At 59.9% G+C, this 26,597-nt stretch carries 13 protein-coding genes; 6 read left to right on the forward strand and 7 right to left on the reverse strand.

The features are described 5' to 3' along the window. The first annotated feature begins 93 nt into the window (after positions 1-93). Genes NKH59_RS17425 through NKH59_RS17440 form a run of 4 tightly spaced genes read left to right on the forward strand, consistent with a single transcriptional unit; the run spans position 94 to position 13,227 of the window. Positions 94-2,157 (forward strand): OmpA family protein, encoded by a 2,064-nt coding sequence (locus NKH59_RS17425; protein WP_353022561.1) that lies wholly within the window; start codon positions 94-96, stop codon positions 2,155-2,157. Further along, a complete protein-coding gene (locus tag NKH59_RS17430; protein ID WP_353022563.1) occupies positions 2,151-12,044 on the forward strand; it encodes a hypothetical protein in 9,894 nt (3,297 codons plus the stop codon). Before NKH59_RS17425 ends, NKH59_RS17430 begins: the two co-directional genes overlap by 7 nt. 11 nt (positions 12,045-12,055) lie before the next feature. Then, the gene (locus NKH59_RS17435; protein WP_353022565.1) at positions 12,056-12,310 is read left to right on the forward strand and encodes a hypothetical protein; all 255 of its coding nucleotides are present in this window, start codon (positions 12,056-12,058) and stop codon (positions 12,308-12,310) included. Further along, a complete protein-coding gene (locus NKH59_RS17440; protein WP_353022567.1) occupies positions 12,310-13,227 on the forward strand; it encodes a hypothetical protein in 918 nt (305 codons plus the stop codon). The genes NKH59_RS17435 and NKH59_RS17440 overlap by 1 nt, the downstream gene beginning before the upstream one ends. A 70-nt stretch (positions 13,228-13,297) precedes the next feature. Here the strand turns inward: NKH59_RS17440 and NKH59_RS17445 are convergent, their stop codons facing one another. The 5 genes from NKH59_RS17445 to NKH59_RS17465 are packed head-to-tail and all read right to left on the reverse strand — an operon-like array spanning position 13,298 to position 22,227. Beyond that, entirely contained in the window at positions 13,298-16,918 is a 3,621-nt protein-coding gene (locus NKH59_RS17445) for a P-loop NTPase family protein (RefSeq protein WP_353022569.1), read from the reverse strand. A 7-nt stretch (positions 16,919-16,925) separates the two neighbouring features. Continuing rightward, positions 16,926-18,920 carry a trypsin-like serine peptidase gene (locus NKH59_RS17450; RefSeq protein WP_353022571.1) on the reverse strand — a complete coding sequence of 665 codons (1,995 nt, stop codon included), beginning with the start codon at positions 18,918-18,920 and terminating at the stop codon, positions 16,926-16,928. Then, on the reverse strand, positions 18,917-20,107 hold the full coding sequence (locus tag NKH59_RS17455; protein WP_353022573.1) for a S1 family peptidase: 1,191 nt from the start codon (positions 20,105-20,107) through the stop codon (positions 18,917-18,919). Before NKH59_RS17455 ends, NKH59_RS17450 begins: the two co-directional genes overlap by 4 nt. Positions 20,108-20,125: 18 nt before the next feature. Then, complete coding sequence (locus NKH59_RS17460) at positions 20,126-21,922, reverse strand: phospholipase D-like domain-containing protein (protein ID WP_353022575.1); 1,797 nt, start codon at positions 21,920-21,922, stop codon at positions 20,126-20,128. 44 nt (positions 21,923-21,966) lie between these two features. Then, entirely contained in the window at positions 21,967-22,227 is a 261-nt protein-coding gene (locus NKH59_RS17465; protein ID WP_353022577.1) for a carboxypeptidase-like regulatory domain-containing protein, read from the reverse strand. Positions 22,228-22,717: 490 nt separating this feature from the next. Here NKH59_RS17465 and NKH59_RS17470 point away from each other — a divergent pair, with 490 nt between their 5' ends. After that, positions 22,718-23,707 (forward strand): trypsin-like serine peptidase, encoded by a 990-nt coding sequence (locus tag NKH59_RS17470; protein WP_353022579.1) that lies wholly within the window; start codon positions 22,718-22,720, stop codon positions 23,705-23,707. Between the two features lie 42 nt (positions 23,708-23,749). Here the strand turns inward: NKH59_RS17470 and NKH59_RS17475 are convergent, their stop codons facing one another. After that, positions 23,750-25,051, reverse strand: a complete 1,302-nt coding sequence (locus NKH59_RS17475; RefSeq protein ID WP_353022581.1) for an SIR2 family protein — start codon at positions 25,049-25,051, stop codon at positions 23,750-23,752. A 475-nt stretch (positions 25,052-25,526) separates the two neighbouring features. Between NKH59_RS17475 and NKH59_RS17480 the strand changes: the two genes are divergently transcribed. Beyond that, positions 25,527-25,823, forward strand: a complete 297-nt coding sequence (locus NKH59_RS17480; protein ID WP_353022583.1) for a hypothetical protein — start codon at positions 25,527-25,529, stop codon at positions 25,821-25,823. A gap of 62 nt (positions 25,824-25,885) precedes the next feature. On the opposite strand, the gene NKH59_RS17485 is transcribed toward NKH59_RS17480, so the two are convergent. Then, positions 25,886-26,368: a hypothetical protein gene (locus NKH59_RS17485; RefSeq protein ID WP_353022585.1), complete on the reverse strand. Its 483-nt coding sequence runs from the start codon at positions 26,366-26,368 to the stop codon at positions 25,886-25,888. Between the last annotated feature and the right edge of the window lie 229 nt (positions 26,369-26,597).

The following is a 26,597-nucleotide window of genomic DNA, read 5'->3' on the forward strand; positions in this document are numbered from 1 at the left end:
GCGACGCTCACGCGACCCATCCAGAAGCCTGATAGTATTTAGAGCCCTTGATCCAGTTGTGATTCCTGACCTTTTCTCGGGGGATGAATGGTCATGACTAAGGCATTTCTTGCAGCTGTATTTTTGTGCCTGATAGCCGTAGGGAGCGCCGACGCGGCAGCCAGGCAGATTGCTCCTGTCGCCGATCTGTTCGACACTGTCGCAGAACTGAATGGCGACAAGGCGATGGAAGGCGCGTCGGCCGCCGTCCCGATTCTTTGCTTCGATACCAACGAAGACTCACTTCCCAATCCGACAAAGGGCAAGAATCCCCAGGGGCGCAAGCAGCTAGCAGCAAGGCGTGCGCTAATTGAAACCGCTGTTGGCGAGCTCGCTCGCCGTATTGTCGACGCAAACCGCGAAAGTGGGACCTCTGGAGGCGCGATCAGTATCCGGATCATCGGACACGCGGACTCGCGCACACCTGAAGGCATGCCTGACTACAACGCGGCTCTGTCCTACAGGCGGGCTCTCACCATCGCCAAACTCCTTCGGGCGAAGATATCCAATGCCGGCGGCGGCAGGATCGGCCTGGATCTCCAGGTCGAGGGCAGAAGCACGTTCGATCCCTGGCCCAACCGCCCCGACGACTGCGCCTCAAGTACAGCAGAAACAATGGAATTGGCGGCCGTTTCGCTTCCTCCCATTCCCGCCGACCGACGTGTTGAAATCCGGATACTGAACGGGGCATTGACTGCAGCCGGAACGCCAGGTGATCGGCGGCTTAGGCTCTATCCGGCCGGCGTAATGCCATGGCGCGCTGTCAGCGTGCCGCTGAACAAACTTGGCCCCGTGATTCCCGCTTGTTTCGATGGGACGACAGAGCCTGCGCATACTGCCTGGACAGCGCTTCCCCCGTTGAACCTGATTGACTTCGATGACGGGCTCATGGCGGTTCGATTGCGGTTGGAACCGGTGTACGCACCCTTGCTGACTGGTGCGCGAGTCTACATTGACCTTGCCGGCGAAACCAGCGGCACAGGGGTTCCCGGCTTCTGGAGTGTGCATGAGCGCTTGGGAAAATTCCTGCAAGGAATGCCTGAAGGCGACACGAATCTCGGCCGACTGGCGAAGTGCCTCTATGGGCTGGACGCCAATGCGAGCTATTTTGCGATTCACGCCCCCGAGATCACAAAACTGGCGTTGGCGCTGCTGCCGAAGGATGTTGATGGACTTATGGCGGCGACACAGGGGCTCCACCGCAATTTGCGTTACGTCGACCTCCGCCCGGGTATGAAATTCGTCATGAAAGGCTCGTTCGCCAACCCGAACAACAACCGACTGCAACTGGGCGACGCTGACACTTTCCGTCTAATTCCCGATCCGATCGACCCGTGCAGCGCTGACCCGCGGCCGCGGGCTGCGGATGGCGATGGACCAATGGCGGACAGGGCGTCGTTCCAGTCGGGTATCTCCGATCCGTTTCTCGCCTGGATGACGCGCAGTATATTGTGGGGGATCTGTCACTCGAATGCGGTAGGACCGGCGGAAGCCGGCAAAGCCGAGCTGGCACCGGAGAATGCGGCGGCGGACGCAGGGCTTTCGCCAACCGTTTTTGTGGTCGGCAGCTTTTCACAGCTGGAGAAGCTGTTCTCACGCGGCCCCATCCGAATGTTCCTGCCGCTGCACGACAACACAACACCGATCAAGGGCCCCGCTTCGCCTGCCGACATCAAGGATCGGGGTGGGCTCATCGTCAGCGCGGCCGACGGCGAAACAATGGAGAAACTCACGCGGCAGGCTGCCACTCACGAAGACGATCCGTTCGATCCTGATGCCTTCGACATCAACGGAGCATGCCAGAGCGGCGATAAGACGAGTCCCTGGCTATGCGGGCAGACGCTGTCGCAGGAAACTCTAACGCCGTTCGTTTCCTTCGAAATAGGCGGCAAACTGACCGAGCTGCCGATGGGTACGCGCGTAGTCCATGTCGTGCCTGCCGAACTCTACGATACCTGTTTCAAGGACAATGCTGCGGCTGAATGGCCGGAGGGGGCCAGGCTCGCTCGGCCGCTCATTTGGACTGCTCCTGGATTGCCCCGCTTTGCGCTGGTTGATCGGCATGACTGCCGATTGCTGGGGCTGCCAATGGTCGGCAGAGGGAGTGTGTCGTGGTAGATTTTGCCCGCATCCCGGGAACACATATCTTCGCCGATGTTCCGGACGCATGTCGGCTGCTATTTCGTCCGGCCAATCCTCTTGACGACGGCACGATTCACATCGCGCTGACGACTGCTCTGGCTCAGCAAGGGTTCATCTGGATCCTGAAATCCGCTACGCCGCCCAATCAGCTGATGACGATCATCGACGAACTCGACGACCTGGCACAGCGGCAGGATGCCGCCCCCGCAAATGCACTTCCTCGCGTGATCTTCGGGCACACGGATGGCGCCTGGAGTGCAGTCCACGGCAGAAGGACAGGCAATGTGGGCGGCCTGTCGGGCAACGATGCCATCACTTTCAGCATCACCCGCAACGAGTCGATCTCCTACCGGCTGCAGGTCACACCGGCGACCCTTGCGGTCGAGCAAGACGCTCTCACCTTGCGGTCAATCGAGCCGAACGCCCATCGGTTCAGGAAGTTCATCAGCGGTGCACCGTACAAGCCCGTCAGCACGAAGCTCCTGACGATCCCCCTCACCGGGCTGGCGGCAGGAACGATTGTAGCTGACGCGGCAGCTGCCCCCGACGTAGTCGATGAGCTGGGGCTTGAAATTCGATTCAGTCAGGTTTCGAAGCCCTACGAGGTTGGCGGAGAAACTAAACGCGATGTCCTGACGAGGCGGGCACGGCCCCTGCGAGCCGGTTCCGCGGACGGACAAAAGCCGATCGGGCTGCGACTGGTGCTTGATCCGCTGGATCCGTTCGACCAGAACCGAAGCTTCGTCGAGCCGGTGCCGGCGGCGGGTGAAGAAGGTTTCCTCTCCGGCTTCGTTACCAACGCCGGCCATGACATTCTGCTCGTTCCGCGCAGACAGGAAGCGGCGGCAGTCGGCGGGGCGCCATCGGGCCCTGCATACTTTTTTACGCGTCATCCCGGCGAGGTTGACGATACGACTGCGATCAGCCTCTACGAAGAGACACTGTCACTGAGGGGGCATTTCGACGTTCGTGTGCCTGGCAATCCGACCGCCGATCCTACCCAGTTCGGGCTGATGCCAGGCCCGGCTGCCTCGGAGGTCATTCCGTTTTCATCGACGACCGCCGAGGCTGCGGGCCCGACGGTCATGAGCTTCGATCTGGGTCCAAGCCTGGACATGCGTCTGCCGGCCGGAGATGGACAGGAGGCTGCGCATGACGATGACCAGGAAGCGTTCCAGTTCACGGCAGCGGGCAAACTCGAGGGCGTGACCTCGTGGATCCGGATCGCAAACCTTCCCGACGGCGAGGAGCGAAGGGCGATGCGGCTCATCACCGAGCCGGCCGCGTACCGCCGCCTCGGTGGGACGGAAGGCTACGTCCAAGTGCACGATCCAGTGTTCATGGCGACGGGGTCGCCTCGTGCTCCGGAGATGGCCGCCGGATTTGTCCCTGTTCTGCCTATCCGCGGACACATCGCCGACGATCCCAAAGAGCTATGGGATTTCCAGCGCAACGTCCTGGCGGTCGAACGGGCAAAGCTGCTGACCACCGGAGCGCCGAGACCGGAAGCGGCGCTGCGCGGCGAGGCCCTCATTCGAAAGCGCACCCCTCTCGGTTTTGAAATCGAGCAGCAGGGCGAAAATGGCCCTATCACGGCGGTGCGATTTGCAAGGTCAGTTGCCTTGGAAATCGGCCAGACGACAGTCGATGTGTCCTTCGGACTCGCTGGCGAACCGCCGCCATCACCTCTTCTCCCGCCGGTCGTCGATGCGCTGGTGCGCAACCGGCTGTTCCTCGTGCTGAACCGTGCACCGCGCTACACCGGCCCCGGATGGGGCGCGACGCTGGAACAGCGGATAGGCATAGCCGGATGGTCGTTCGACGTCGACCTGGCGCGCCCGGGGCGGGAGGAACCGGCGCGAGTAGATACGCTCGTCATCGTCAAGGGGTATGAGGGGCACTCGATCGTCGATCTGGCAGCGGACCCCAAGGCGTGGTCCAGCCCTGATGCATTCCTTGGAGGGGCGACCGGGCCCGATGACCCTCTCTCTGTGCGAGTCGCCACGGCACAGAAAATCCTGAAGGATTTTTTGGACAAGGTCAAAGGCTATGCGAACAGCAGGTCGCCCGACGGCGAGCCGACCCGCCTCCTCTATCAGGACATCGATGCCATCGTTCGCAATGCAAACTGGTCGGGGGTCCTTGCGATCAACGTCCCGCTCGGGGTCGCGAACCTGCCCACCCAGCTCAAGGGGCTGATGGGTGGTGTCGACCTTGCCAAGCTGAAGGCCGAGTATGTCGCCGTTGAAACCACGCCACTCGGTCCGAATCCCAAAAATCAGCCCATGGCCAGGCTCGCCGCACTGGTGGACTATCAGGATGAGGAACCAGCCAGAGAAACCCAGGGCTCGCACTACGGTTTCCGGGTCCGCAGGATGCAGGCCCTGTTCGCCAATGGCGAACTGAGGGTTTTCAATACGAGCCTTCGCCTTCTTCTTGGCAGCCTGTTCGAGGGTACCGGGTCGATAAAGCAGGGCCCGCGCGGATCAACACCCTCAACACCAGCTGATTTCAACAACATCGAGTTGATCGGCCGGTACGAGCGCCGCCGCGAGGGAACCGATACACGGGAAATCTATACCTTTGAAACTGCCAACGCCTATAGATACGAGGCGACCTTCGACAAGGCGTTCATCAAAAGCGTGGATCTCGACAGAGTCGCGTATGTCACAGACCGGTCAACGGACGTGGGTCACACCGTTCTGGTGGAGTCCCGTTTTGTACTCGACGGCAACATGGAGTTCGGGAAGATCGGCTTGGGAAGTGTTGCCGACATCCTGGACGTGGATAAGATTGACTTCAGCGATCTCGACATCGGTCTGGACTTCCACCTGCCCAAGATACCGATGCCCAAATGGGACCTTTCGCAACTCCTGCCAAACTTTACCTTCTCGCCGCCCAATATCCGGTTCGATTTCGACCGCTACAAGCGTCGCAGCGCGGACGGCGGAGTTCGAGGATTCCTTTCGTCCTTCCCGCTGAAACTGTCCGGTTTTGGCTGGTTCCCAAAAGGGGCAAGTCTGGGATCGCTTGGCTTTTTCAGTTTCGAAGGCTTCGGCGCAGGCAACCCGTTCAAATTCGCGCTCGAGTTCGACCTCGATATGGGCTCTCTGGGCGCTCTTGCCGGCAAGCTCAAGGCCTTCAAGATGAAGTTCCTCTTTGGCTTCAAGGAAAACGCCGGAGCGGCAACGGACTGGGGATTTGGCTTCAAGTTTGACAACTCCGGCGGCGACGGCCTCGAGATTGGTATCGAAGGCGTCCTAAAACTGATCTCTCGGAAGTATGGACTGCTCTCGAAAAAGTACCCGGCCAGGAACGGGAATGAGGCCGATGTCAAGCTGATCTACTCGCTCGGAACCGAGCTGCAGGTTTTCGGCCATTCTCTGCCGCCGGGCTCGAACGGCATGACGCTGCTGCTTTTTGTCGACCCAAAGGCATTTGCCGACCCGCAGAGCCGGGCGTCTGCGGTCGGCTGGTTTGCCGGGCTTGTACCGAGCAGCGGCTCGATCGCCGGCGATGCGCTCGAACTCGAACTGCTTGCCCTGGGACAACGTGTTGATCCCATCCATGGATTGTCCCCGTCCACAACCCGCGAGCTGGTCGACGCCCTGAAACGGCTGATGCCAGATCTCGGAGACGGCGACAATGGCGATCCCGAGAAAGCGATCGAGCAAACTGTCGCCCTGCTGGACAAGAATGTGGTCGGTTTCGATCCCAATGTCGGATGGTCTGTCGGGTTCAGAGGCACTTTCTTCAAGATCGTCGCAATCGACTTCGCCATGCGCGATCCGACGCTCTATGGCCTCCGTGTGGCGGTCATGCTCGGCGAAGGCGCGGAACTGTTTTCCGTCGACGTCCTCTACCGGCGGCTCACCGACAAGCTTGGCGTATACTCACTGGAATTCGTGCCGCCATCGTCGTGGCGCCAGCTCGAATTCGGGGCAGTCAGTGTCACTCTGCCGGCGATCGCGTTCGAAATCTTCACGGACGGCGGCTTCACAATCGACCTGGGCTATCCTCGCAACAACGACTTTTCGCGCTCATTCGGAGTGCAGTTCCTCCCCTTCATCGGGTCTGGCGGCCTTTATTTCCGGCGCGTTTCGGGGCCGGCGGCACGCCTGATCCCCTCGACCCTTGCCTATCTCAACGAAAACCATCAGCTGATATGGGACGAGCAGGCGGACTTTCTCCTTTATAAACCCGTCATCGAAGCGGGCGTTGCCTTCCGAGTCGGACTGGGAAAGGAGATCGTCAAGGGCCCACTGCGCGTTGGGCTGGCGGTCACGGTTTTTGCGACCCTAGAGGGTGGCTACGGCGTGCTCTACTTTCCCGGGACGGCCGTAGAAACGCGCGCTGCCCGGACTTTCATCCGGGTGCGCGGCACAGTTGGCATACTCGGCGAACTGTACGGCTATGTTGATTTTGGTATCATCAAGGCCGGCGTCTCGATCCGGATCTGGGTCGCGATCGGCCTTGATTTCCGGACTCATTTCAAAACCAAGCTTTTCATACAGGCCGGCGTTTCGGTCTCTGTGGAAGTCGTGATTGCCGAGTTCAAGGTCTTTGGCCACCGGGTCCGGATCTCCATTCATTTCAGCTTTGCCACGACCATCGAATATGCCACCTATGTCGGCTCGGACGGCCCGATCGAATACTATCGGTTCAGCACCGCCGAGATCGGCATGCTGGAGATCGCGGGTCAATCACCGCTGCTGCTGTTGATGCCGCAGGCGGCGGATTGGACGCCCAATTTGACGCCGGCAGACTGGCGACAGGCAGGCCAGGACCCAATCCGGCTGCCGCTCTATTTCTCCCCCGATTTCACCATGGCCCGAGCGTCCGACAGTCAGATGGTGCCCGAGGCTGTACTGCTCCTGCTTTGCCCCGAGATCGATTCCACCGGTCGGCCGACGTCGCTTGGTGACCTCTCGGCCGCTCTCGCAGCCTGGGCGCTGAAGGCTACTCTGGGAGCCGACCTGGCCGTGGCGGGGGCGCCGCTGCGCGAGTGGCAACTCGATGACGAGACAATCGACAGGGTTGCAGCGTTCGTGGCCGGCGACGGCGTCGCGAGTGATCCGGCCAAGAGGCGCCTCCGGCTTCCCGCGCTTGGCCAGCTGCAGGACTTCCTTGCGGCCAATCTGCACGCGACGATCACGTCGGCGCCGGCGGCTACAGACGAAGTTGTGATCCAAGGCGTTCTCTTCCCGCTGCCGCCAGATATGCGAGTGCGTCGAACCGGCTTCGCCAGCGATCACGACTTTGACGACGTAGCGCTCGATACAAAGCTGTTGGTGAATGACAGCTACCGCGACGCCGTGGATCGGCAGTTCGAAGACTTCATTCTGCTCGACAAATCCCGGGCGCGGTCAACCGGAGCCGAGACCGCCGAAACGCCGCGTTCACTGGTGGCCACGCTTTTCGAAGAGCACCTCGGACTTCTCATCCGTTCGGCCATTGCCAGACTCGCCGCGCTGGCGCGCGACACTGACACAGCCAGTGTCGGCAACCTTCTCGACCTCCTTGCGAGGGTGGATGCCGAGCCGCACAAGTCGGCCGGGTTCGAGATTTTCGCCGGCGCTTCAAGGCTCTTTGCTCACGGACCGCGGCTTCCGCTGCCGGCCGATATGGCAGCGGTTCCTCCCAACATCCCGCGCATCCCGGAGAACGGTGTGCATGGACTTTACCGGCTTGCATGGCTGCAGGTGCCGCTACGCGGTGCGACAGCCGGAACAGCCCGCCTTTCTGCCGAAATCAACGCACCCTGGCTGGCCGAGGCCGCAACTGTCGACGTTCCCGTTGATGACGCCAGCCTCGCCGCTTCGGGCGCAGCCTTCAGGTCGCTTCAACAAAAAGGCCTTCGGGGGACAGTCGCCACCGACAATCTCTACCGCTTGACAGCCAAGGAGTACGCAGCCCGCCCTGCGCTGCCGCTTGCCGACGGTTCCATAGTGCGATTTCCTCCAGAACTGGTGCGAGCGCTGGCCTACTCGAAGGACGAGACGATTGTCCCGCTGCTGGGCACCCGCAACCGTGCAGTCCGGCCGCAAGATGTGCAGGCGTCACCGGACAATGTCCAGGACGCCATTCCTGTAATTGCTGCGGAAATCCTGGTGCGTTGCGTAGCAGACCCCACCGTACCCCCGGGGGGTGGGCCGGCCCACCTCGCCGACATCGTCGAGATCGTCACCATCAACGAGAACGATCGCGTACGTCTCGACTGGTTCGAGAATGGCCAGCATGGCGGTGCGATCAGGTCGGTCGATATCCTCCACGTCGGAGACGCAGGCTATGAGCGCTCTTCTGGCGCCGAGCCGCCTGTCGTCATCCAGACCAACCTCAGCACTGAAATCCGTCCTGGACAGGTTCCGGAGCTCGATTCCGCCGAAGCGGCGAGGCCGATCGCCGAAACCTATATCGCGTCGCTCGGCAATGGCGGCGACATGACTGCCTTTGTCGAAATCGTCCGGCGGGCGGCAATTGTCAACACCGGCGGAACCTTCTTCAGGCAGCAGGGTATCGCCGCCGGGAGACCGGCGCAATTCAGTCTCCTGATGGTTGTTGGAATCGACCCGGCAAACTCCCTGCGCGCCAACGCATTCATTTGTCCCAGGCCAGTGGCGGAGGAGGACGAGAGAATATTCGTCATCACCACCGGCGAGATGTCGGTCGAGCCGCTGGCAGAGCCGGGCACATGGCCGATGATCGTTTCGCGGGATGACAGCCAGTCGACCGATACTCTCGAGCGAGCGCTGAGTGCCCGCTTCTCCATGCTGGCTTACGATGTTGTAGACGGGAACGGCACACTGGTCGGCGGCCGTGATGCTACCCACAGCCTGTCGATCGGGCCGACCGAAGATGGTGAGTCTCCCCCCACTGATGCCGCATCGCTTCACTACCACTATCGCGTTCCGCTCCCGCTGGCGAAGCTGCTCGCCGCCGGAGCCGACCCTGATCCATACGGGATTGTGGGGAGCAAGATCCGGATGCGGGCAAACTGGCGCGACATCTATGGCAACGAATGGCCTGATACAGATGGTGGCCAGTCCACCCTGACGACAGTCGGATATATCGACCGCATTATCGCGCTCAATGACCTGCCGTCGCTCGTGTTCGCATGGTGGCCGGGAACGACTGCGGGTGCACTGAAGGTCCTGATAGCCTTTGACCGCAAGCGTCTCGAGACGCTGCTCCCGCAAGGCCCGGACGGTTCGGGTGTACTGAGCTCCGGACAGCGGACAACCCTCATCGACAGTCTCGATCGCGCCGCGCTGCTTTATGCGCGCGCCGGTCAACAACTGGCCGACGAGAGAGTCTCGGCTGGCGTCACGTTCAGGCTATGGCAGGAAACCAGGCAGGCCTTTTCCGCGACCCAGAAGCAGCAGCTCCTGGCATTCGTCGCCGACGGCGCATCGATGTACAGGGCGCTGCTCGACGGGCTCTCCGATCCCGGGCTTGTCGGTCGCCCTCTGTCCGATTGGCGTGAACGGATTGCCAGGATCGCGACCACGGACATCTTTGCATCGTTCGAATTCGCCGGCCTGCTGTCAAAAGACGCGTTCGTAGAGCTGACGGTCGAACTCGGGGTCGAGCGTCCGTTCGCCCTGGTCGGCGGGCAGGATACTTTCACCGCAGACCAGCTCCGGGACATATACCGTTCGACGACCGTGGTCAGTCCGCCGTTCCGCGACGACAAGGTCGCGGCTCCCCCCTGGGCAGCCTCGCTCGGTGCCGACACGGCGACAGTCCCGCAGCTCGCTGCTGCGCTGATTGTGGCCGCCCCGGACCGGGTGTGTGCCACCGGGTATTCGGATATCCCCGGTCTAGTGGACCGGGCGATCTGGCTGCTCCGGCGCGACGCGTTGCCCGGCATTGACGAGTACACGGAGGTCGTCCGCACCGATCTGGCAGTGCCGCCTGTCTCGACCCGCTCCCACAGCGGTGACATCGACGTTCCTGTCTTTGGTGGTACGGCGACAAAGCCATTCAGCTTCAGGGATGCCGACGCTGACGTCTATGCGCGAGAAGCGCTTCGGCGCATCGACGCCGTGCTGGATCCGTCGATCCTCAAAAGCGTCGCGAGCCCGACCGCCGCGGAAGCTCTGGGAGGCGTCCTTGATGCCAAACGTGAACTCGCCAGGTTTTTCGGTGACACCGTGAGGCCGATCTATGCCGACACCGTCATCTCGAAGGGTATCGGCATCTCGGCGTCCCGACTGCTGACGAACCGGTTCCTGCGCAAGCTTGCCTTTGTGTACGATCTCGACACGCTTGTGGCCTATGGCGACCCGAAGGAGAGCAATGACGACGGCGGGATGGATGTCGGGCGTCAGGCTTTCGGAACAATCGGCGGTATGGCTGGCGGCGCAGCGGCCCAGGTCACCTTCGAACCTTTCAATCTGGCGCTGACGCCCGGGACGAAACATCTCTTCGTCGCCTGTGACGCAACACCTTCAGACCACGACGCTGACAGCGCTGGCGGGACTGTTCCTCCGCCACCGGCCTTCGAGCTGACACACATCCAGCGCGCCGACGCCGGCGACGTGTCCGGATCCGAGCCTGGCGATCCGGGACGCTACCGCCCGACGGCATGGCTCAGGCTGGTGCGTCCCCTTTCCCTCGCACTTGGTGACGCCCGTGGCGTGCCGGTGTGCGTCCGCCGGATGCCGCGCAAGCCAGCCATCTCCAACGAGAACTTCAGCTACGCACCGGTAAGAGGCGGCGATGTTGCACAGCGCATGGGCAATGCACGTCAATGGGCCACCGAGCGCGACTGGACCTATGAGGCGAAGAACGTCGATCAGCTCCGGCTGACGTTGCGATTGAATGGCCCGGACGACACGATCGCGACACCGTCGGGTGCTGTGTTCCAGGAACTCGACAGCCAGAAAGCTGTAGCTTTCGTTCGTTTCGTCGCAGCGACAGAAGGAAGCTTGACAGTACTGGGCGGCTCCGACCCGGTCGCCGCTGCCGGCGCGCTGAAATTCTTCCACGAGCGGGCCGCGGATCTTTGCGCCGAACTGGAGAGAGCGCGGAAACCGGAGGCGTTCGCGGCCGAGCAGGTCCTGAAATTTGACATTGCCGAACAGCTGGTTACCGCCAACAACCGCAAGATCGTTGTCACGCCAGTGGAAGGCGGTGATAAGATGCCTCCCCTCACCTTTGGCGTTTCAGTACTCAAGGGCGACGGGTCCGTCGCGCAGAGCTGGCAAGGTCGCACCGGCAGGCTCGAGGAGGGCTTCCCCGAGGATGACGGGTTACGCGATCGGCATCGGCGGCTCGGCATCGCGGGCATCGACATCCTGAACCTGAGATCGATACGCACTGAACTCGATCTTGCCCGCAACGCCAGTATCGACCATCGCGAGGTTGCGACACCCTTTATCTATAGGGTTCCTACAGTCGCAAGCGGTTCGACCACCCGGCCCCTGCTCGACCACTCCGAAGATATTCTGCTGGCCGACAGAACCGACGCTATCGGGAGTCACTTCCAGCGGCTGTTCGACGGACTGAGCCCGCCAGCCGGTCTGTCCGATGACTTCTTCATGACCGACATCTTCGTGACCTTCGAACCATGGCTGAGTGCCGACGGCGACTCCGTTGGCGAAGGCGCCTTCGTAACGGCCTGGCGAGGTGGAGGGCTGACAGCAGACCGCCAGCTGATGCAGGTTTCGCTCGCCAGCGCGACGGCGGGGTGGCTGTCAGGGCATCGGCCACCGGCCTGGCCGGGGTCCAATGCGCCCGGTAACCTAGTTGTCGACGTCCGCATCTTCGACGGGCTGCAAGGCAGCGTCGACGCAGGTGGGACCGGACAGTGCGTCCTGCGCCTCCGCCGGTGCCTCATACCACTCTCGCGTATATCCTGAGCGGAGGTATCTTGGGCCTTAACCCGCTGCCAGTTGAAATCATCGGATCGATCTCCGTGGGAATGGTTATCGGATTCGACTGCGCCGGACGCCTGAAGGCCTCCCGCCTGATCCTGGGTGTTCCATATCTGGTCGCTTCGATCCTCCTCACGGGGAGCGTCTGCCTTGCATTCTCGGGTGCCGCCGGAGTGACCGCCTCGGAGCTGGCGCTGCTGCTTGGCGTAACCTTCTACCACGCAGTTCGAAATTCATGGGGAGACAGGTAATGAACGATCTGACTTGGCTGCCGCTCGCGGGAGCGTTCGGGTTCGGCGCGCTCATCGGCTGGTACGTGTACTACGTAAACCGCTATCGCCGCGGAGAGATCCAGCTCAGCGACGTAACAACTCTGGTAGGCGTCATCGGCGGCGCCAGCGTCCTTGCGATCTTTGATCGTAACACACCGCTATTCGGCGCCTATGGCATCGGACTGTTTGTCGGCTTCTTCGGCTATCTCGTTGTCCTCTCGCTCCAGGTTCGTGCCTCGGAAAACTTCGATGTTGACTTCCTTCTCGACGGCCGCCGGAAGAAACTCGCCGACGACCAGATGATACCGGGAGATTTTCAGCAGCCCGTCCGGACAGAAAGCATGTCGGCTCGCGTAGCCCGGCTGGAAACGCAAATGGTCAACCAGATCTCAGACCAGGCGTTGAGGCGGCCCGAAGCGGCAGAGGCCGTCTGGGCTCCAACGCCAGCGGCCCAGAAAGTGATCGACGCCTGCAACGACGCCTGGAATGACGAGACAAAGGCCGACTGCAACAAATACGTCAAGGCTGTCGCCTCTGCGCTGGCCCACCCCGACTTCGGTGCCGGCGAGAACGCCAACGCCATAGCAGCCGATCTGGCAGATACAAACTGGCTTTCCACGAATGGCTGGACCTCACTCACGGACGGCGTTGCTGCCAAAGCGGCCGCGGACAAAGGTTTGTTTGTGGTCGGCGCGATCTCGGGCGGCAACTATGTTCCGCCAGCCGGCAACGGGCATGTAGTAGTCGTTGTTTCAAGCGCCGCGCTTCACAAAGGCAAGTATCCCTTCGCTTGCTGGGGCAAGCTCGACAGCGTCGGCGAGCAGAACGCGCCTGTGACTCACGCCTATAATGCAGCCTCCGTCGACAAGGTCGTCTACGCTTCAAGGGGAGTCTAGAATAGCCGGGAGTCGGGAACCTTGCAAAAGCCAGCCCCTTTGCGGACAGGCGTGGGGCAACCAGGTTGTGCTACTTCTTCTTTCGTGAGGTCTTGATCGCGCGCTTCTTGGTGCTCGCGCGTGCGGCTTCCTTCTTGCGGGCAGTTGGCCCCTCGTCGGTGCTGACCGACGGTTCTTCGATCTCGACGATCGCTCCGAGATTGACGTCGTGCCACAGCAGCAGTGCTTCGGCGATGCCGAAGACTGTTTCCGGGTAGCTATCGCTCGCGTCATCGGCATCGGACGAGAATTCCTCGGAGAATTCGTCGATAGTCGCGGCGAGGCGCAACAGATTGCCGCGGGCGCTCGCCCACTGGGCAATCGAGAGACCGTCCAGAGCCGGACGCCCACGCAAGTCAGAAAGGAATGCTTGGCTTACAAGCGCATCGCGCAGCGAGCCGCCTCGCTCGCCATCAAAGGCACGGGACAACGCGTTGCCGAAAGCGCGTACCCAGTCGCTGTGATCGAACGCCAGGACTTTCCTGAGCACCGGCTGCATTGGCGGATATGCTCGCGAGGCCTTCAGAATACGGGCGAGACTGTCTTCCCATACTGACTGTATATGGTTTGCATCTTTCACGGACGTCGACGCGTTCTCGAGCCAACTCTGGATGTCCGCTGCAAGGCTCTCGCTGTTGGTTTCGCGATTCGCCATCATCAACACGCGGCCAACCAGAGGTTTCGCCTCATCGTCCCGGGGCGGTGCGCTGTTGAAACCTAGATAGGCCTCGATCAAGTCTGTAACGTCCTCCTCTGCCGCAAGAATCGCGAGTCGCAGCGCGCGAAGGTTTCCACGCCAAAGGTTGGAGGGCACACGACGCGCCATCTGGACGGCCTGCCGTGCAACATAGGCTCGGCGGTCCGTGGACCAGCTGGATCGCTGCTTCAGCATACGGTGCCCCAACGCCGCAAAAGTCAGCAGTTCGGTCTGCACAAGACTGTCACTCAACCCACCCTCGACGCCCCCTAGAATGCTAGCGGCTTCGAGTGGCGATGCTTCTGCCCCAAGCTTAGCCGACATGGTCGTCCAAGTGCGAAGCAGCGATAGCATATCGTCGAAATAAACACGGTCAGATGCACTCAGGCGTCCCGCCGGAGAAGCGGACTTCAGGATTAGGTCGATGTAGCCTGATTGTGCGATGTGGCGCGTGACCAAGCGATGACAGTCGGCCCATTGGCCGGTGCGATAGAGTAGCCGCGCTACGTTTGCGGCAGTCGAGGAATGTAGATCGAGAGCTTCATACGCTTCGCCGGCAGCAGCTCTGGCGGCGCGGGCGACTTCGTTCGGGTGATCGTCTTCCAAGAAGGTGTTGTCCCTCGATGTCAGCCATTCAACCGCGATCGGCTGCGGCAGTTCGGCGACGTCTTCAGGCGTCATCGGCTGGCGAGTTTTGGCCTGAATGTATCGGTATGCATTTGGCATACCCTCGAACTCGTCTGGGTCAAGACGCGGATCGAAGCCGATGGTCTTAGGCCAGAGAGAATCGATCTCTTCGACCGGAACGCCCAGCCACAGGCCATGATAGATCGCCTCGGCTGGCGATGATCGATCGGCCCGGTTGGACTGGGCTCTGCTTCGGAAGTGTTTAAAGGCAAGCTCGTGCAGCAGCAGGAAACGGTTCGGGCGCCGCGCCTTGATTAAAGGCAGCATTTCCTGGCGCAAATCCTGACGGTGGCGCAGGGCGTCGTCATCGGCCTCGACCAGAGAACCTTCGCATTTGAACGCGTCGAATATCTCTTCAGCCTCGTCGCACAGCGGGTCGCCCTTCTTGTCCGTAGACAATTGCCACGGCTCGAAGTCGAGGCTGTCGCCTGTGATAACCTCTTCGGGCGAACCCGGCCTAGGTGTGCCGCGCGCCATCACTTCGCGTATGACATCAGGGGTGATGCGCCGGACCACAAGGCCGGGATCCGCCAAGGCCCGAACACGCTCGTCGGTGACGTGCCCCAAGATGCGCCGGACGAGAATTCCGTCGATCAACGCCTTGGTCAGCGTTGCATTCCCGTCCGGATTGTTTGTCAATTCGCCGACGAGTTGGTCCACTACGGCACTGCCGGTCGAATCCTTCGCGCTCGCAAATACGCTGCCGAGAAGTTTGAGTGTCAGCGGGTGAAGTCCCCTCGATTTCGAGGCGCCGAGACCAGCAATCATGGCTTCGACAAGCCGCTCGGCTTCGGTTGTCCGAATCGGCTTCCCGGCGTCGCTTGTGACGGCGAGAAGCATCTGTATGCAGCCTGGCTTGTCCAGTGCGCCCAAGCCAATTTCCTCGCTCGGGCCAGGTAGATGGTCAAGAAACTTCGAGGGTTTCTTGCGGCCGGAAACGATGAGCCGCAGGCGTGGCCACCCCAAGCCGTTTTTGGACGCTGTCAGCACGCGGACGAAATCCTCGACCCTTCGCACATCTATGTCTGAATATTGGACGATCTCGAATGTATCAAGGATCAGCAAGAACGGCCGTTCCCATTCAAACATGGATTCCAAGCTTGCAATATGCGTGTCGACGGCGTTGCGAAAATCCTTCAGCAGCGGCAGCAAGCTGGCAAAATTCGCGACGTCACGGGAACCCTCCGGTAGATACCTGGTGAGCTCTTCGACAAGCGTTGCGTCCGGAGAAGCCCTCTCCGACGCTCCTTCCATTGCGACCGACAGCGCACGCGCCCTGTCCTGCAGCGCGCGCATTTGTTCGGTTAATTCGGGAAATTGCGCTCCAACCTGACCGCACATCTCGGCCAGCAGAACCTCGGGTCGCCGGGCGCTGATGGTCGCCCTGTCGAAATCGAGATAGGCGAATGGGTAGCGAGATCTTGCTGCCTCGGCATGCTCCAGCGCAAACTTCGCGATCAGCGTCGTCTTGCCGACGCCGCCAATGCCCCAGATTATCATGGGCCTTGCACCAAGGGCTCTCTGTCCGAGCCGTGTTGTCAGGCGCCCGAGCGATCCAAGCAACGACGTAGCAGGCAGGACTCCGACAAAATCACGAAGCCGTCTGATTTCATTCTCACGCCCATAGAACCGGATTTTTGAGGGATCGGTCGAAGATCCTTCGTCACCGTCAAGGCCCACCATCCGGCGGAACGGTTTGAGCAGGCGGCGCATTGCAATTTCACGATTGAGGCCGTCCAGATCTGCTGCCGGCGTGCCTTTCAGATTCTGCAGCCATGTTGCGGCCACACGCGTTGCCTCGAGCTTCGGCAACGCCGCCGCTTCCATGTTGACCTTCGCTGCTGAAAGCTGTTCGCGCAATGCGACGCTGATCGGATCGACGAAGCGGGCTTTCGTCCTCGCCAGCGCATCCTGAATGTCCCTCACACTCGCCCTTGAAAGAACCGACCTGCGGGCCTCCTGCGTCAGGGCCCATTTCGTTCCGTCAGGCCCGTGTACCTCCTCCGCAAACGACAGAACATTTCGTTCCGCATCTTGGCTGCGCTTGTCGTCCAGACCGATGCCGATGACCAGATCGCGCGGCAGGAATGACGAAACGGTCGCGGCGCTGACCAAGGCTGGCCAGGACAAACCGCCGGCGTACGCGGTGATGTCAGGCGTCGCACTTGGCACCGCCGGCTCCAACTGTATTGCGAACTTGCGTGCCCACTCCGGAAGGAGTTCAAGGTCGAATCCTAATTCCTCCGGCTCATCCGTCGACTGGCTCATCGTGACCTCAATCGTTCGGTGTGATCATATCGCGAACCCATTGTGCAAGAAAAGCTCGGATGGGCTTTTTCTCTTTCATCGCCAGTTTTACGTATCTTGTACCCAATTGCGTCAGAAATGCCGGGCCGATGGTCTCACTGCTCTCGATTGAACGCCAGGCTATCGCCATGCAATTGGCGAAATCGGCCGAGTAGTCGGTGTTTGTCGCAGCGTCCAGATCGTCGTTGATTACCGCCATGCGCGTCGGCGGGAATGGACTGTTGAGCGCGCCAAGGAGGAGCCAGCGCAACTGCGGGAGTTCCGGGGTCGGCTGCGATGTATCTGGCGGTCCCATCAAAGCGGAAATGAGATCGGGCAGGTCATCTGCCCATGAAAGCCGCGTGCCGTCCGGCACGACGGTGTTGATGACAATCCAGACAGGATAGCGCGACGGGGTCTTGGCTTGGTCCGCGGCCAGTTGCTGCGCCAGCCATGTCGGCAGATCATGGCTGATCCAGCGTGAAGTCGGCTCAGTTTGCTTGGCGTCTGGAATGGAGGAGGAATTCGGCAACATAAGTAAGCCGGCCAGCACCTTTACAAAGGCTCGTGGCGACAGCGAGGCGAGATCGCTCGGCCCGAACTCGACCACCGAAACGCCAGCGCCGACGATTCGCTTCAGCAAATCGATCGAGAAACGCCGGCCACTGTCTGTGGGGCCGGTCACGCTAAGGACACGGCCGCCGTTCGAGGCCATCATTGCGGTGACACTGGTGCGAAAGAATTGCCGCCCGATAATAGGTCGGGGGGCGTTCAGATTTTCTGCAAGAGACCAATAGCCGATGTTTTCCTCGAGCGAACGTGGCAACAAGATAGCGGGATCCTGCTGGAGATCGTTCAGGATAACGTCGATGCGAATGCCTTGATTGACCCGTAAGCCTGGGTCCAGTTCCAGCGGTGCGCCGGCTTTGTCGAGAACAGACGCATTGTGCAGCGCATATAGGCGGCCTTTTCTATCAACGGCGGGAGCCCCCGAAGCGCCTTTCTCAGTGTTCACCGAATACCAGATGCGCGTTTTGCTCGGATCCTGTTTGGCGTAGATGCCAACGTCCCACAACTGCTCTGCGCCTTCGGGGTGTTGAAGTACGACGAGACGGTTACCGATCTCGTCGAAAAAGCTGATGTCGTTGTCGAGTGCGAGCCATCCGCGCAGCGAACCGCCGCTGCGCCGGGAGGGAACGTTGCCCACGGCCCTTTCGAGCCTGATGACGGCGTAGTCATACTTTTTATGTACCTCTCCCGCATAGGGAGGGGACCCGTCGTTAGAGAGATTGCACCGGGCGCGGACAAGCCAATTGTCGGTGACTGCCCTGACCATCACGCTCGCATGCGGCCGGTCAGCGTCCGGAGGGACGAGCGGGCGGGGCGCGGAGAGGTAGTCGAAGAAGAAAAACAGCTGGTCGCCAAGGGCCGTTGTCGTGATCTTGTCCTCCCCATTCTCCGATTGAACTGCAAGGAATTCCATCACAACATGAAAATTCGTCAGCACGAGATCGGGCGCGATCAGAAAACCTGTTCCTCTCAGCTTGTTCACGGGACCGCCGAGGCCCACGGCGCACACCGTCCGCTGGACACGCGGGTAATATAGATCGACAAAATCACTATTGAAGAATGGGTCTTCCGGCGCCTGCACATTGGCCTGCAGCGCGGCAAGGCGGGCAAGCGGGTTTCCGGCCAGGATGTGATTGAGGCCTCTCAGCAGGCTGGCATTGCGGGTCTCCGTTCTGAGAATCGCGATGGCTTCCGCGAGCCTGCCCGCCTGCTGCATTCGTTCGATCAGTGCGCTTGCAAGCTCTGCGGCAGAGGGCCTGTTGCCGATAATGTCCGAGATTGCTTGCCCACCGAGTACACGTTCCGCGAGCCATTGAATGTTGCGCGGCAGGAGATTCTGCACCAGCAATGTCGCGATATCGGCGCGCTGCGCAGCAGTCATGCCTTGATCGGGTGGGGGGACGTGGTCGTTCATGGCGTGCCCCTGAGGAATTTGGCCGCGGCATGCTTGCAAAGGCGCGAGAATGCCACAGCATAGTTCGCGGATCCGAGCCCGGATCCCTTGTTCGTAGCCAGTTCCTTGCCGCCGTAGTGCAGGCCGACCGCTACGTGCCGGCCGTCTCCGGCGATGCCGACGACGCATGAGCCGGAACTGCCGGCGAGTGTCGAGCTGTCGTGAAACATGATCGGGCGCTGCGGATCGACGCCCGTGACCAGGCCCGGCGACCAGCGCTTGCGTCCATCCGCCTCCTCGAAGACGAGGCTCGTCTGTGCACTCGCCACAGCCCGGTACGGATGGCCTACTGCGTAGATCTCCCCACCCTGGAACGCCGGTGACGCATCACCTGCCGCCGGGAGCGTTCGTCCGACCGTGCTCTCGCTCCAGTCGATCGGGATGGCCGGAGGAAGCGCAATGTTGCCGGCCACGACACGGAAAATAGCAAGGTCCACGTCGTCCTCGGGAGCGCAAAATATGAGTTCTCCGACGTTGAAGCGCGCCGGCCCCGCGGTGTCGTCCGTGTAAGCGAAATCGATGTACGGTTTTTTCGTTGCGTCGGTAGTCCAGGTTTCGACAGGGTTGTTGCGATCGACCACGAGATCTCGCGCGACGTGTCGGTTGGTCACGATGAATTCCTGTCCCACCCGCCAACCTGTTGCCGCCATATTGACGGGCCCCTGTTCCCGACCGACCCGGCCAACGCAACCCGACACGCGGTTGATGTTCTCCCTTTCTGTTGCAACCAGAACGAACCAGCGGGAATTGTCGCCCAGCTTGTTAGGCGGAACCTCAACACGGCCATTTCGGTATCTGAGGGCAGGTCGTCCCACCGTGTAGACGATAATTTCCAGCGCCGAAACATCGTGCCTGGAAAGAGACCTCAAGCCCTTGTCCCGGACCTTTTCCAGTGCAGCTTGCGCCCTGCCGACGACAGATTTGGCCACCAGCCTGTCTTTGGGCTTTGCCTGCGCTCCAGAATCATCTGCTGCTTGGGACGCGGCAAGCTTGCCAATAGTGCCGGCGACCGCGTCGATAAGAAGGGAGTCCGCAATTGGTTCCGAGCCGCCGCTCGATTCCAGCGTCCCGCCACGGAACAACAAGGCGCCCGCGCTCCTGACGAGATTGTCGATGCCCGGTTTGGTGTCGTTGCCCTTGTTTCCCATCGAAGTTCTGACCCGCCGCTAACCGTACCAGGCGTTCCATGGCACGCGGACCATCCCAACCGGCGTCGGCTCCTGGGGCTGCGCAATGATCGGCGCCATTTCTTGCGTTCCGATCGGCTTGGTCAGGTTGGCCCAGTCGAACTGGAACACGTTGTCGTAATAGCCCGCGATGTCCCGGTCATCGAACACAAGGCTCGCGTCACGGTTGATCTGCGTTCCGTCGCTCGACCAGTTCTGGCTTCCGACCACTGTCTTCTGGCCGTCAATGATGATGCCCTTGTTGTGCACCTTGCTGGTCTGACGCCGCCAACGAGCGCTATCCCAGCCAAGTGCCAGGACGAGGTCGACATCCGCTGGCGCCTCGTTGCGCCCATCGACGATGACACGGACGTCGACGCCCTTCTTCATCCGCTCAGCGACAGCCTTGAGCAGGTCACGGTAGAGATCGTTGTTCTTCGGACCACGGATGTAGCTGTACTGCATGAAGAGCGAGTTCCTCGCGCTGCCGATCAGATCGAGGATAGCCTGACCGTAATTGTCCGGCGTCATCAGCGGCTGCACCGATATTGCTGGTTCGGCTTTACTGCGAATGATCCGCTTCGGCGCAAATGGCGCCGGCTGCACCGCCGTTGCCTCGAGTTCAAGGAACGCGCTTTCCGGCACGAACAGCTCGGGCATGAGCGGCGCTGTCTCCTCCGATGCGATATCTGCGGCCGTCTCGAGATCGTACATGATGAACTTCTCAAATATGCCCGAGAGCACGGCATCGTTGATCACAACGTGCCATTCGCGGTTGCCCAGCCGATAGATGGTCGGATTGGGGCCAGCGGGCACTTGCGGCTGCGAATGCGGGCTCCAGTTTCCGCTCGACAGCCACATTGTCGTGTGGTCTCGCACCGCCACCTTGGAATGAAACGAATTGGCGAAAACCTTTTTTGGACCGCTGACGACTGCTTTGGCATAGGTGAAGCGCGTCCCATCCCAAGCCGTCCGCAATCTGGCGACAGAGGCTGTTTCGTTGGCATCCTCCTGCAGCACCAATGCGAGATCTGCCTTCGTGCCTTGTCCAATCGCGGCAAGCTCGTCGACTATATAGTCCGCCGTCATCTCGTACATCGTGACGGTAAGGCTCGTTCTGGTGTCGCTCAGGAATGTGATCAATGTCGGCCAGCCGGCATCCGGTCCGACGTGACACAGCACGTCGCGCACCTTGCATGCGTCGAGGGTCACATTTGTCGGCTTCTTGTAGCCGATCTTTTGTGCGGCTTCGGCGGCTTCAGGCAAGGGCACGTCGGAGAGCACCGCTCGCCAGATTGCAGTTGTTCCCGGAACAGGCGCCGCAGCTGCTGCTTCCGCACCGACCGCCTGCTCTTGCAGGGTTTCCAGCGGATCAGCGGCCATTACATCGACCGGCACTTCTCCAATCCGCTTGGGCAGGATTGTCCCGGACGCCAGATCCGCTACCGGCAGCTTGCCGCGTACTGTGACCACGACGGCGGGCTCGTTCGTGAGATGACCTGCGGTGCGGCGATAGCCTGGCCGCACCGACACCACGTTCGGCACTTCCATCAAAGCAGCGCCCCGCGCACTGATCGCTGCAAATACGGCGGCGAACCTCGACGCTTCCGGATTTGCCGCGGTTTCTGCGCCGACAGAATGCGTCAGCTTCGCCTCCTCGATCCGGCCCGCAACTTCATGACCTTCAATTTTGACGGTCTGGCCGGCGAAGCGTGCAAAGACTTGGGCGTCACCGGTAAGTGGTACCAGCTCGGCCGAGAGCCCGCCGGAGCAGAGAAAACAGCGACCGTCCCTCATTTCGACAACCCCGGAAAATACAGATCTATCCGACGGTGGTTTCATCATTTTCCCCCCACAATAATGTCGATAGAAGTGCTCGCCTTCCCACTGACCCTGACCTGTCGCTCTACCGACGGGAAGCCTTGGGCATTGACAAGGACAGTGTAGATCCCGTCTACCGGCGCCGTCAGTGCGAATTCTCCGGCCGCGTCGGTTATCAGGGCAATATCGGGGAGCGCGACCGGGCCCCGCACGAACATGACGCTCGCACCTTTTATCGGTTTGCGGTCAGCGCCAATCACACAGCCGAAGACGACACTCATGATCGCCTTCCTTTCTCAGGTCTGCACCTATCCTGCCACTACGTCGGCACAAAAAGCAGAGCAAACCTGGACCATTGCATCCATGCAGGCGCCAACGCCTGCTCCCGCCCCCCTTTTCATCGCTCGATCGCGCCGTCCGGAACGGACCTGACCTGGCATCCGGCCAGCTCAGAGTCCTAAACATCACTTTCGCTTTTTGCCTGCCTCGAGCCCTCTCCAGTTCTCGGCAATATTCCCTGTGCAAAGGAGCAATTTCGTTTCGATTTGCGCAAAACTCAGCGCGCTCTCTTGCTTTTTACTTAGCCTCGCGCAATTATGTGTTTTTGACAAGAGACTTCTTCACAAACAACTACGGAGCGCACCTGCACGGCGCGAATGTTGAGCTGTTGCTGCGCATTGACTGTGACACGCACTTACTATTGCGATCTGCAAATTCGTGTGGAAGTTAACGTTATTTGGGCGCTTTCCAAGTAGGTAAGGGGTGATCTCCATGGAAAAGACGGCAACAAGAAAGAAGACCGCGCCGGCAAAAAAGCCGGCGATGACTGCAGAAGAAAAGGGGCCGGTCCCGACCGGACCGCACACGCCAGTCAGCAATGTAGCACCGGAAGGAGTTGGCGCACCCGGGTCGCTTGTGTCGCCGCCCGAAACCGGCGTCGCCAAGGGCGTTCTGGACCCGCGTGACGGCTTTGAGGCGTTGCACCCGGAACTTGCAGAGGAGTCAGCGGCGGCTCCGCCCGTAGCACGCCTGTCTAAACTGCGCGACATTGGCGCGGCCTCGTTCAAGGATCCCGAACTCGTGCTCGAGACTGTTCATGGCCCCGACAGCCGGATACAGGTCCAGGAGACCGACAAGTATCCCTATCGTGTGAACGCATCACTGCTCATTACCGCGCGCGACGGCTCGCAATGGATTGGAACTGCTTGGCTCATCAGCAATCGGACGCTGATTACGGCCGGACATTGTGTTTACATCAAGAACAGCGGCGTTCCCAATCGCGACGGATGGGTAAAAACAATCCAGGTAATGGCAGGTCGCAACGGCACTGCCCTTCCTTATGGGTCTGTCACCAGCAGCCGCTTCTGGACCGTCAAGGGCTGGGCCGATTCGGGCGACGAGAATTTCGACTATGCCGCAATCATTCTCCCGACCGACCTCGGCAACACGGTGGGCACAATCGGTTTTGGTAGCTATGACGACGCCGAACTGGTCGGCAGCGCGGCAAACGTGACCGGTTATCCCGGCGACAAGGACAGCGGCACGATGTGGTATGACAGCAAGGAGATTGCCTCCGTTGCCGCCACAAAAGTATATTACGATATCGACACTGCGGGGGGGCAGAGCGGCGCCGCACTGTACGTCATCAAGGACGGTCAGCGCATTGCCGTGGCGGTTCATGCATACGGAGGCGCGGTGACCAACTCGGGCACGCGCATCTCGGCACCGGTGTTTCAGAATCTGACGAATTGGAAACAGTAGCCTTAGGCCATCAACCATAGAGACAACGGCGCGCACCGCTTCTTAGCGCCGGCGGAACCAATCCGGGAGGTTCGACTGAAGCGCGAGGTCAAGTTCAAGTTGCGTTCTTTGATCGTCGGCGGCGACTCCCACTGTAAATGCACCATAGGCCCTGCATTCGTCGAGGACAGCCGTGCCGTTCGTAGCGCTAACGACACGAACCGGCACCGCAAAGGTAGGATGAAGGTGGAAAATGACATCGCCTTCGAGCGGCGCTGAACCAGGAAGTGATTCAACCACGAGCTTGAAAACGAGAAACTGGTTTCGGCTTCCGCCCCGTTGCCGAACAACCTTCAAACGGCGGCCACTGGCCTGAGCCAGCCCACCCCATTGACCTTTCTCCGGGTCATTTGGATCCCGTTCTAGACGTCTTGAGAATGACTCTTGCCCACCGATGCCAATAGCCTCCGCGAGATTTCTTGCTGCGTTCGTCTGGGGTGCAAGCGCCCGGAGAAGTTGCAAGAGATTGGCGTATCTATCTTGGCCAGTCTTGGCTAGACTATAAAAGACAGGCTCGACGCCAAATTTTCCTCGCATCCGATCGCGATAGACTTCTCGCTCAGGTTCGGAGCCGTAACCCATTAATGCATAGTGGCAAGGCGAGCGGGTACGGAGCCTAGCTGTAACCTCACGCATTAGATTGCCGAAATCAGGATCCGACATCGAGAATCCTATAAAAACGACTGGATTCGTCATAAATATCGCGAGCAATTTTCGGCGTGCGTCATCGCTTTTGATGTAGCGTTGAACATAGGAGGTCTCAGTAAGTATCGCATGTCGGGGGTGGCTGTATCGGCCATGAAGGTAGACTACGCTGCGGGACTGCCCTGTTCGTGAAAGGCCGATCAGAAATCTGGAAAGCGCATTCCCGTCCTCCCAAAGAACCGTCGGCGCGCATTCATTCATCTTGTTCAATGCCAACTCGATACAAGGATCGTAGTTGGTGGTCAGAAAGTGTCGAAATGGAATGGCCGCGATGGTTTGGTGTGGTTCGGCGAGAACGGCTGGTGGTCCAAAACGGTGCTCAATAAATTCAGAAAAACTCTTTTTGCCGAGTGCCTGACAATGAACTTCAGCCTCCCACGCGGCATCGCCTTTGAGGGCCTCCTGGCGCTGAGGAATCAGTGCCTTCGGTCCCGCCCTCTTGCGAAGCTCAGCCATGAGCTCTGGCCAGGCAGGGTAACCCGAATTGACGCTCGCCCCGGATCCGACAACCGCCAAAGGAGGATGAGCGCTGGAGATGAGGGCCTTAAGCGCCACAAATGCCGTCCCTTCTTCTTCAAACGGAGCAAATGGAGTGCCCATCAATCCCTCCAGACAATCTCAATGCGACGATTGATTCGGGTTCGTTCCATTCTATGAGTCCTAAACTCCGCACGCGACGTTTCGGTCCATATTGTGGCATCTCTGGCGTGCCGGCTTTAGGCACAACATATCAAGCGCCCTTCAGACGAAATAGGCCAAAAGCACTCTCTCTTGGCAACTACACTGTAAATGCCAATGACAATCTCGAAACGGCTTTATATTCGGATTGTCATTCAACCAATTCAGACGTTGTTCACTTTTTGTGCTTGCCCGTGCAAGGCTTCCTCTAACGGCCCAGCAACCAGAGGAGACGCAGGCCGCTATCGTGGATCCGAGAGACAGCATAGCAACAAGTATTTTGGCTAGGTTGCCGGTGCAGAATTCCGGCACCTCTAAGATGACGTTTTTCACATTAGCTGGTAAGTTAACGATACCTTGAAGTCGGTAGGTTTACGATACTTAGAGAGGAAGAGCGATGGCTAATTATCACTTCGGTTCGGGATCGTTCAAGGATGAGCTTTGGCTCAAGGAAAAGGCAGTCTTTTCCAAGCCAATAGGCGTAGACGTTGAGTTCATTACACCCGGATCTTTTGATTGGGTGTTCGCTGACGCAAATGGCGTAGAAGTAAGGACCCTGCGCCAGGAAAAAGCGGGGGGTGGTTGGACAAGCATAGATTTCGCCTCGCTAGGCCTTTTTGACGACTATAGTATCGGCTTTAGAAATGCTTCGCCCGTGGAGCGGCAAATCAAACAGGGCGACGTTCGGATGTGAACACTGTTTGGTCTAAGCAAGAAACCTCGGCTGGACCGTGAATGACGGCAGTCACCAGAGCGCTACGCCGGCGGAGGTATTGCGTCGACAAGAGCAAGAATCGTTAGCACAACCCCTAGCGCACAGAGGAACAGGTACATTGCGAGCCAGAATTCGTTGAGCCGCGGCTTTTTGTGCCACGGATATTTCAGAACGTGCTTGTTATCCCCGATGTCTTTCAGTGCCTTGATAGGGGCGCCGGTGAGCAGGCTATCTAGTTCATTGCGGTACGCTCTCGCACGCTGCATGTGCATCGCGAAGCGCTCATAGTGCTTGGCAGAAAACGCTGCTCCGAAAATCCCGATAGCGACGATGAATAGTGTCAATGGGATGTCTATCTGAGTTAAGCCCTTGTCGAGCGTTACAAACCCCATGCTCGCCGCTGCGATTGCAATCAGGGCCGTTGCTACTGTCGAACGCTGAGTTTCATGGTGGCGTCCTTGGGTGCAATTTTCCTGATACATTTTCCAGAATACTTCACGACGTTCAGATTCGCTCTCGGACATGCCCACCCTCCTCCGAAAGGCTATCATTACTCCAATCAACGCAAAAAGCGACTGAGACCGCCCGAGAATTTCAGCCACAATGCATGCTGATTGGAACGCTGTTTGAGCTTCACGAGCCCGCTGCTATCAGAAACTCAGCCAGCATGGCCTGCTGCCGGTTTCGTGGACACCGAGATAAGGTGTTTAACGGAACTGGAGAGTTGGAATGCAAAGAAGGAAGTTCAGCCGC

Origin of the sequence: Mesorhizobium sp. M0998 (assembly GCF_040318885.1) — a bacterium.
GTDB lineage: Bacteria > Pseudomonadota > Alphaproteobacteria > Rhizobiales > Rhizobiaceae > Mesorhizobium.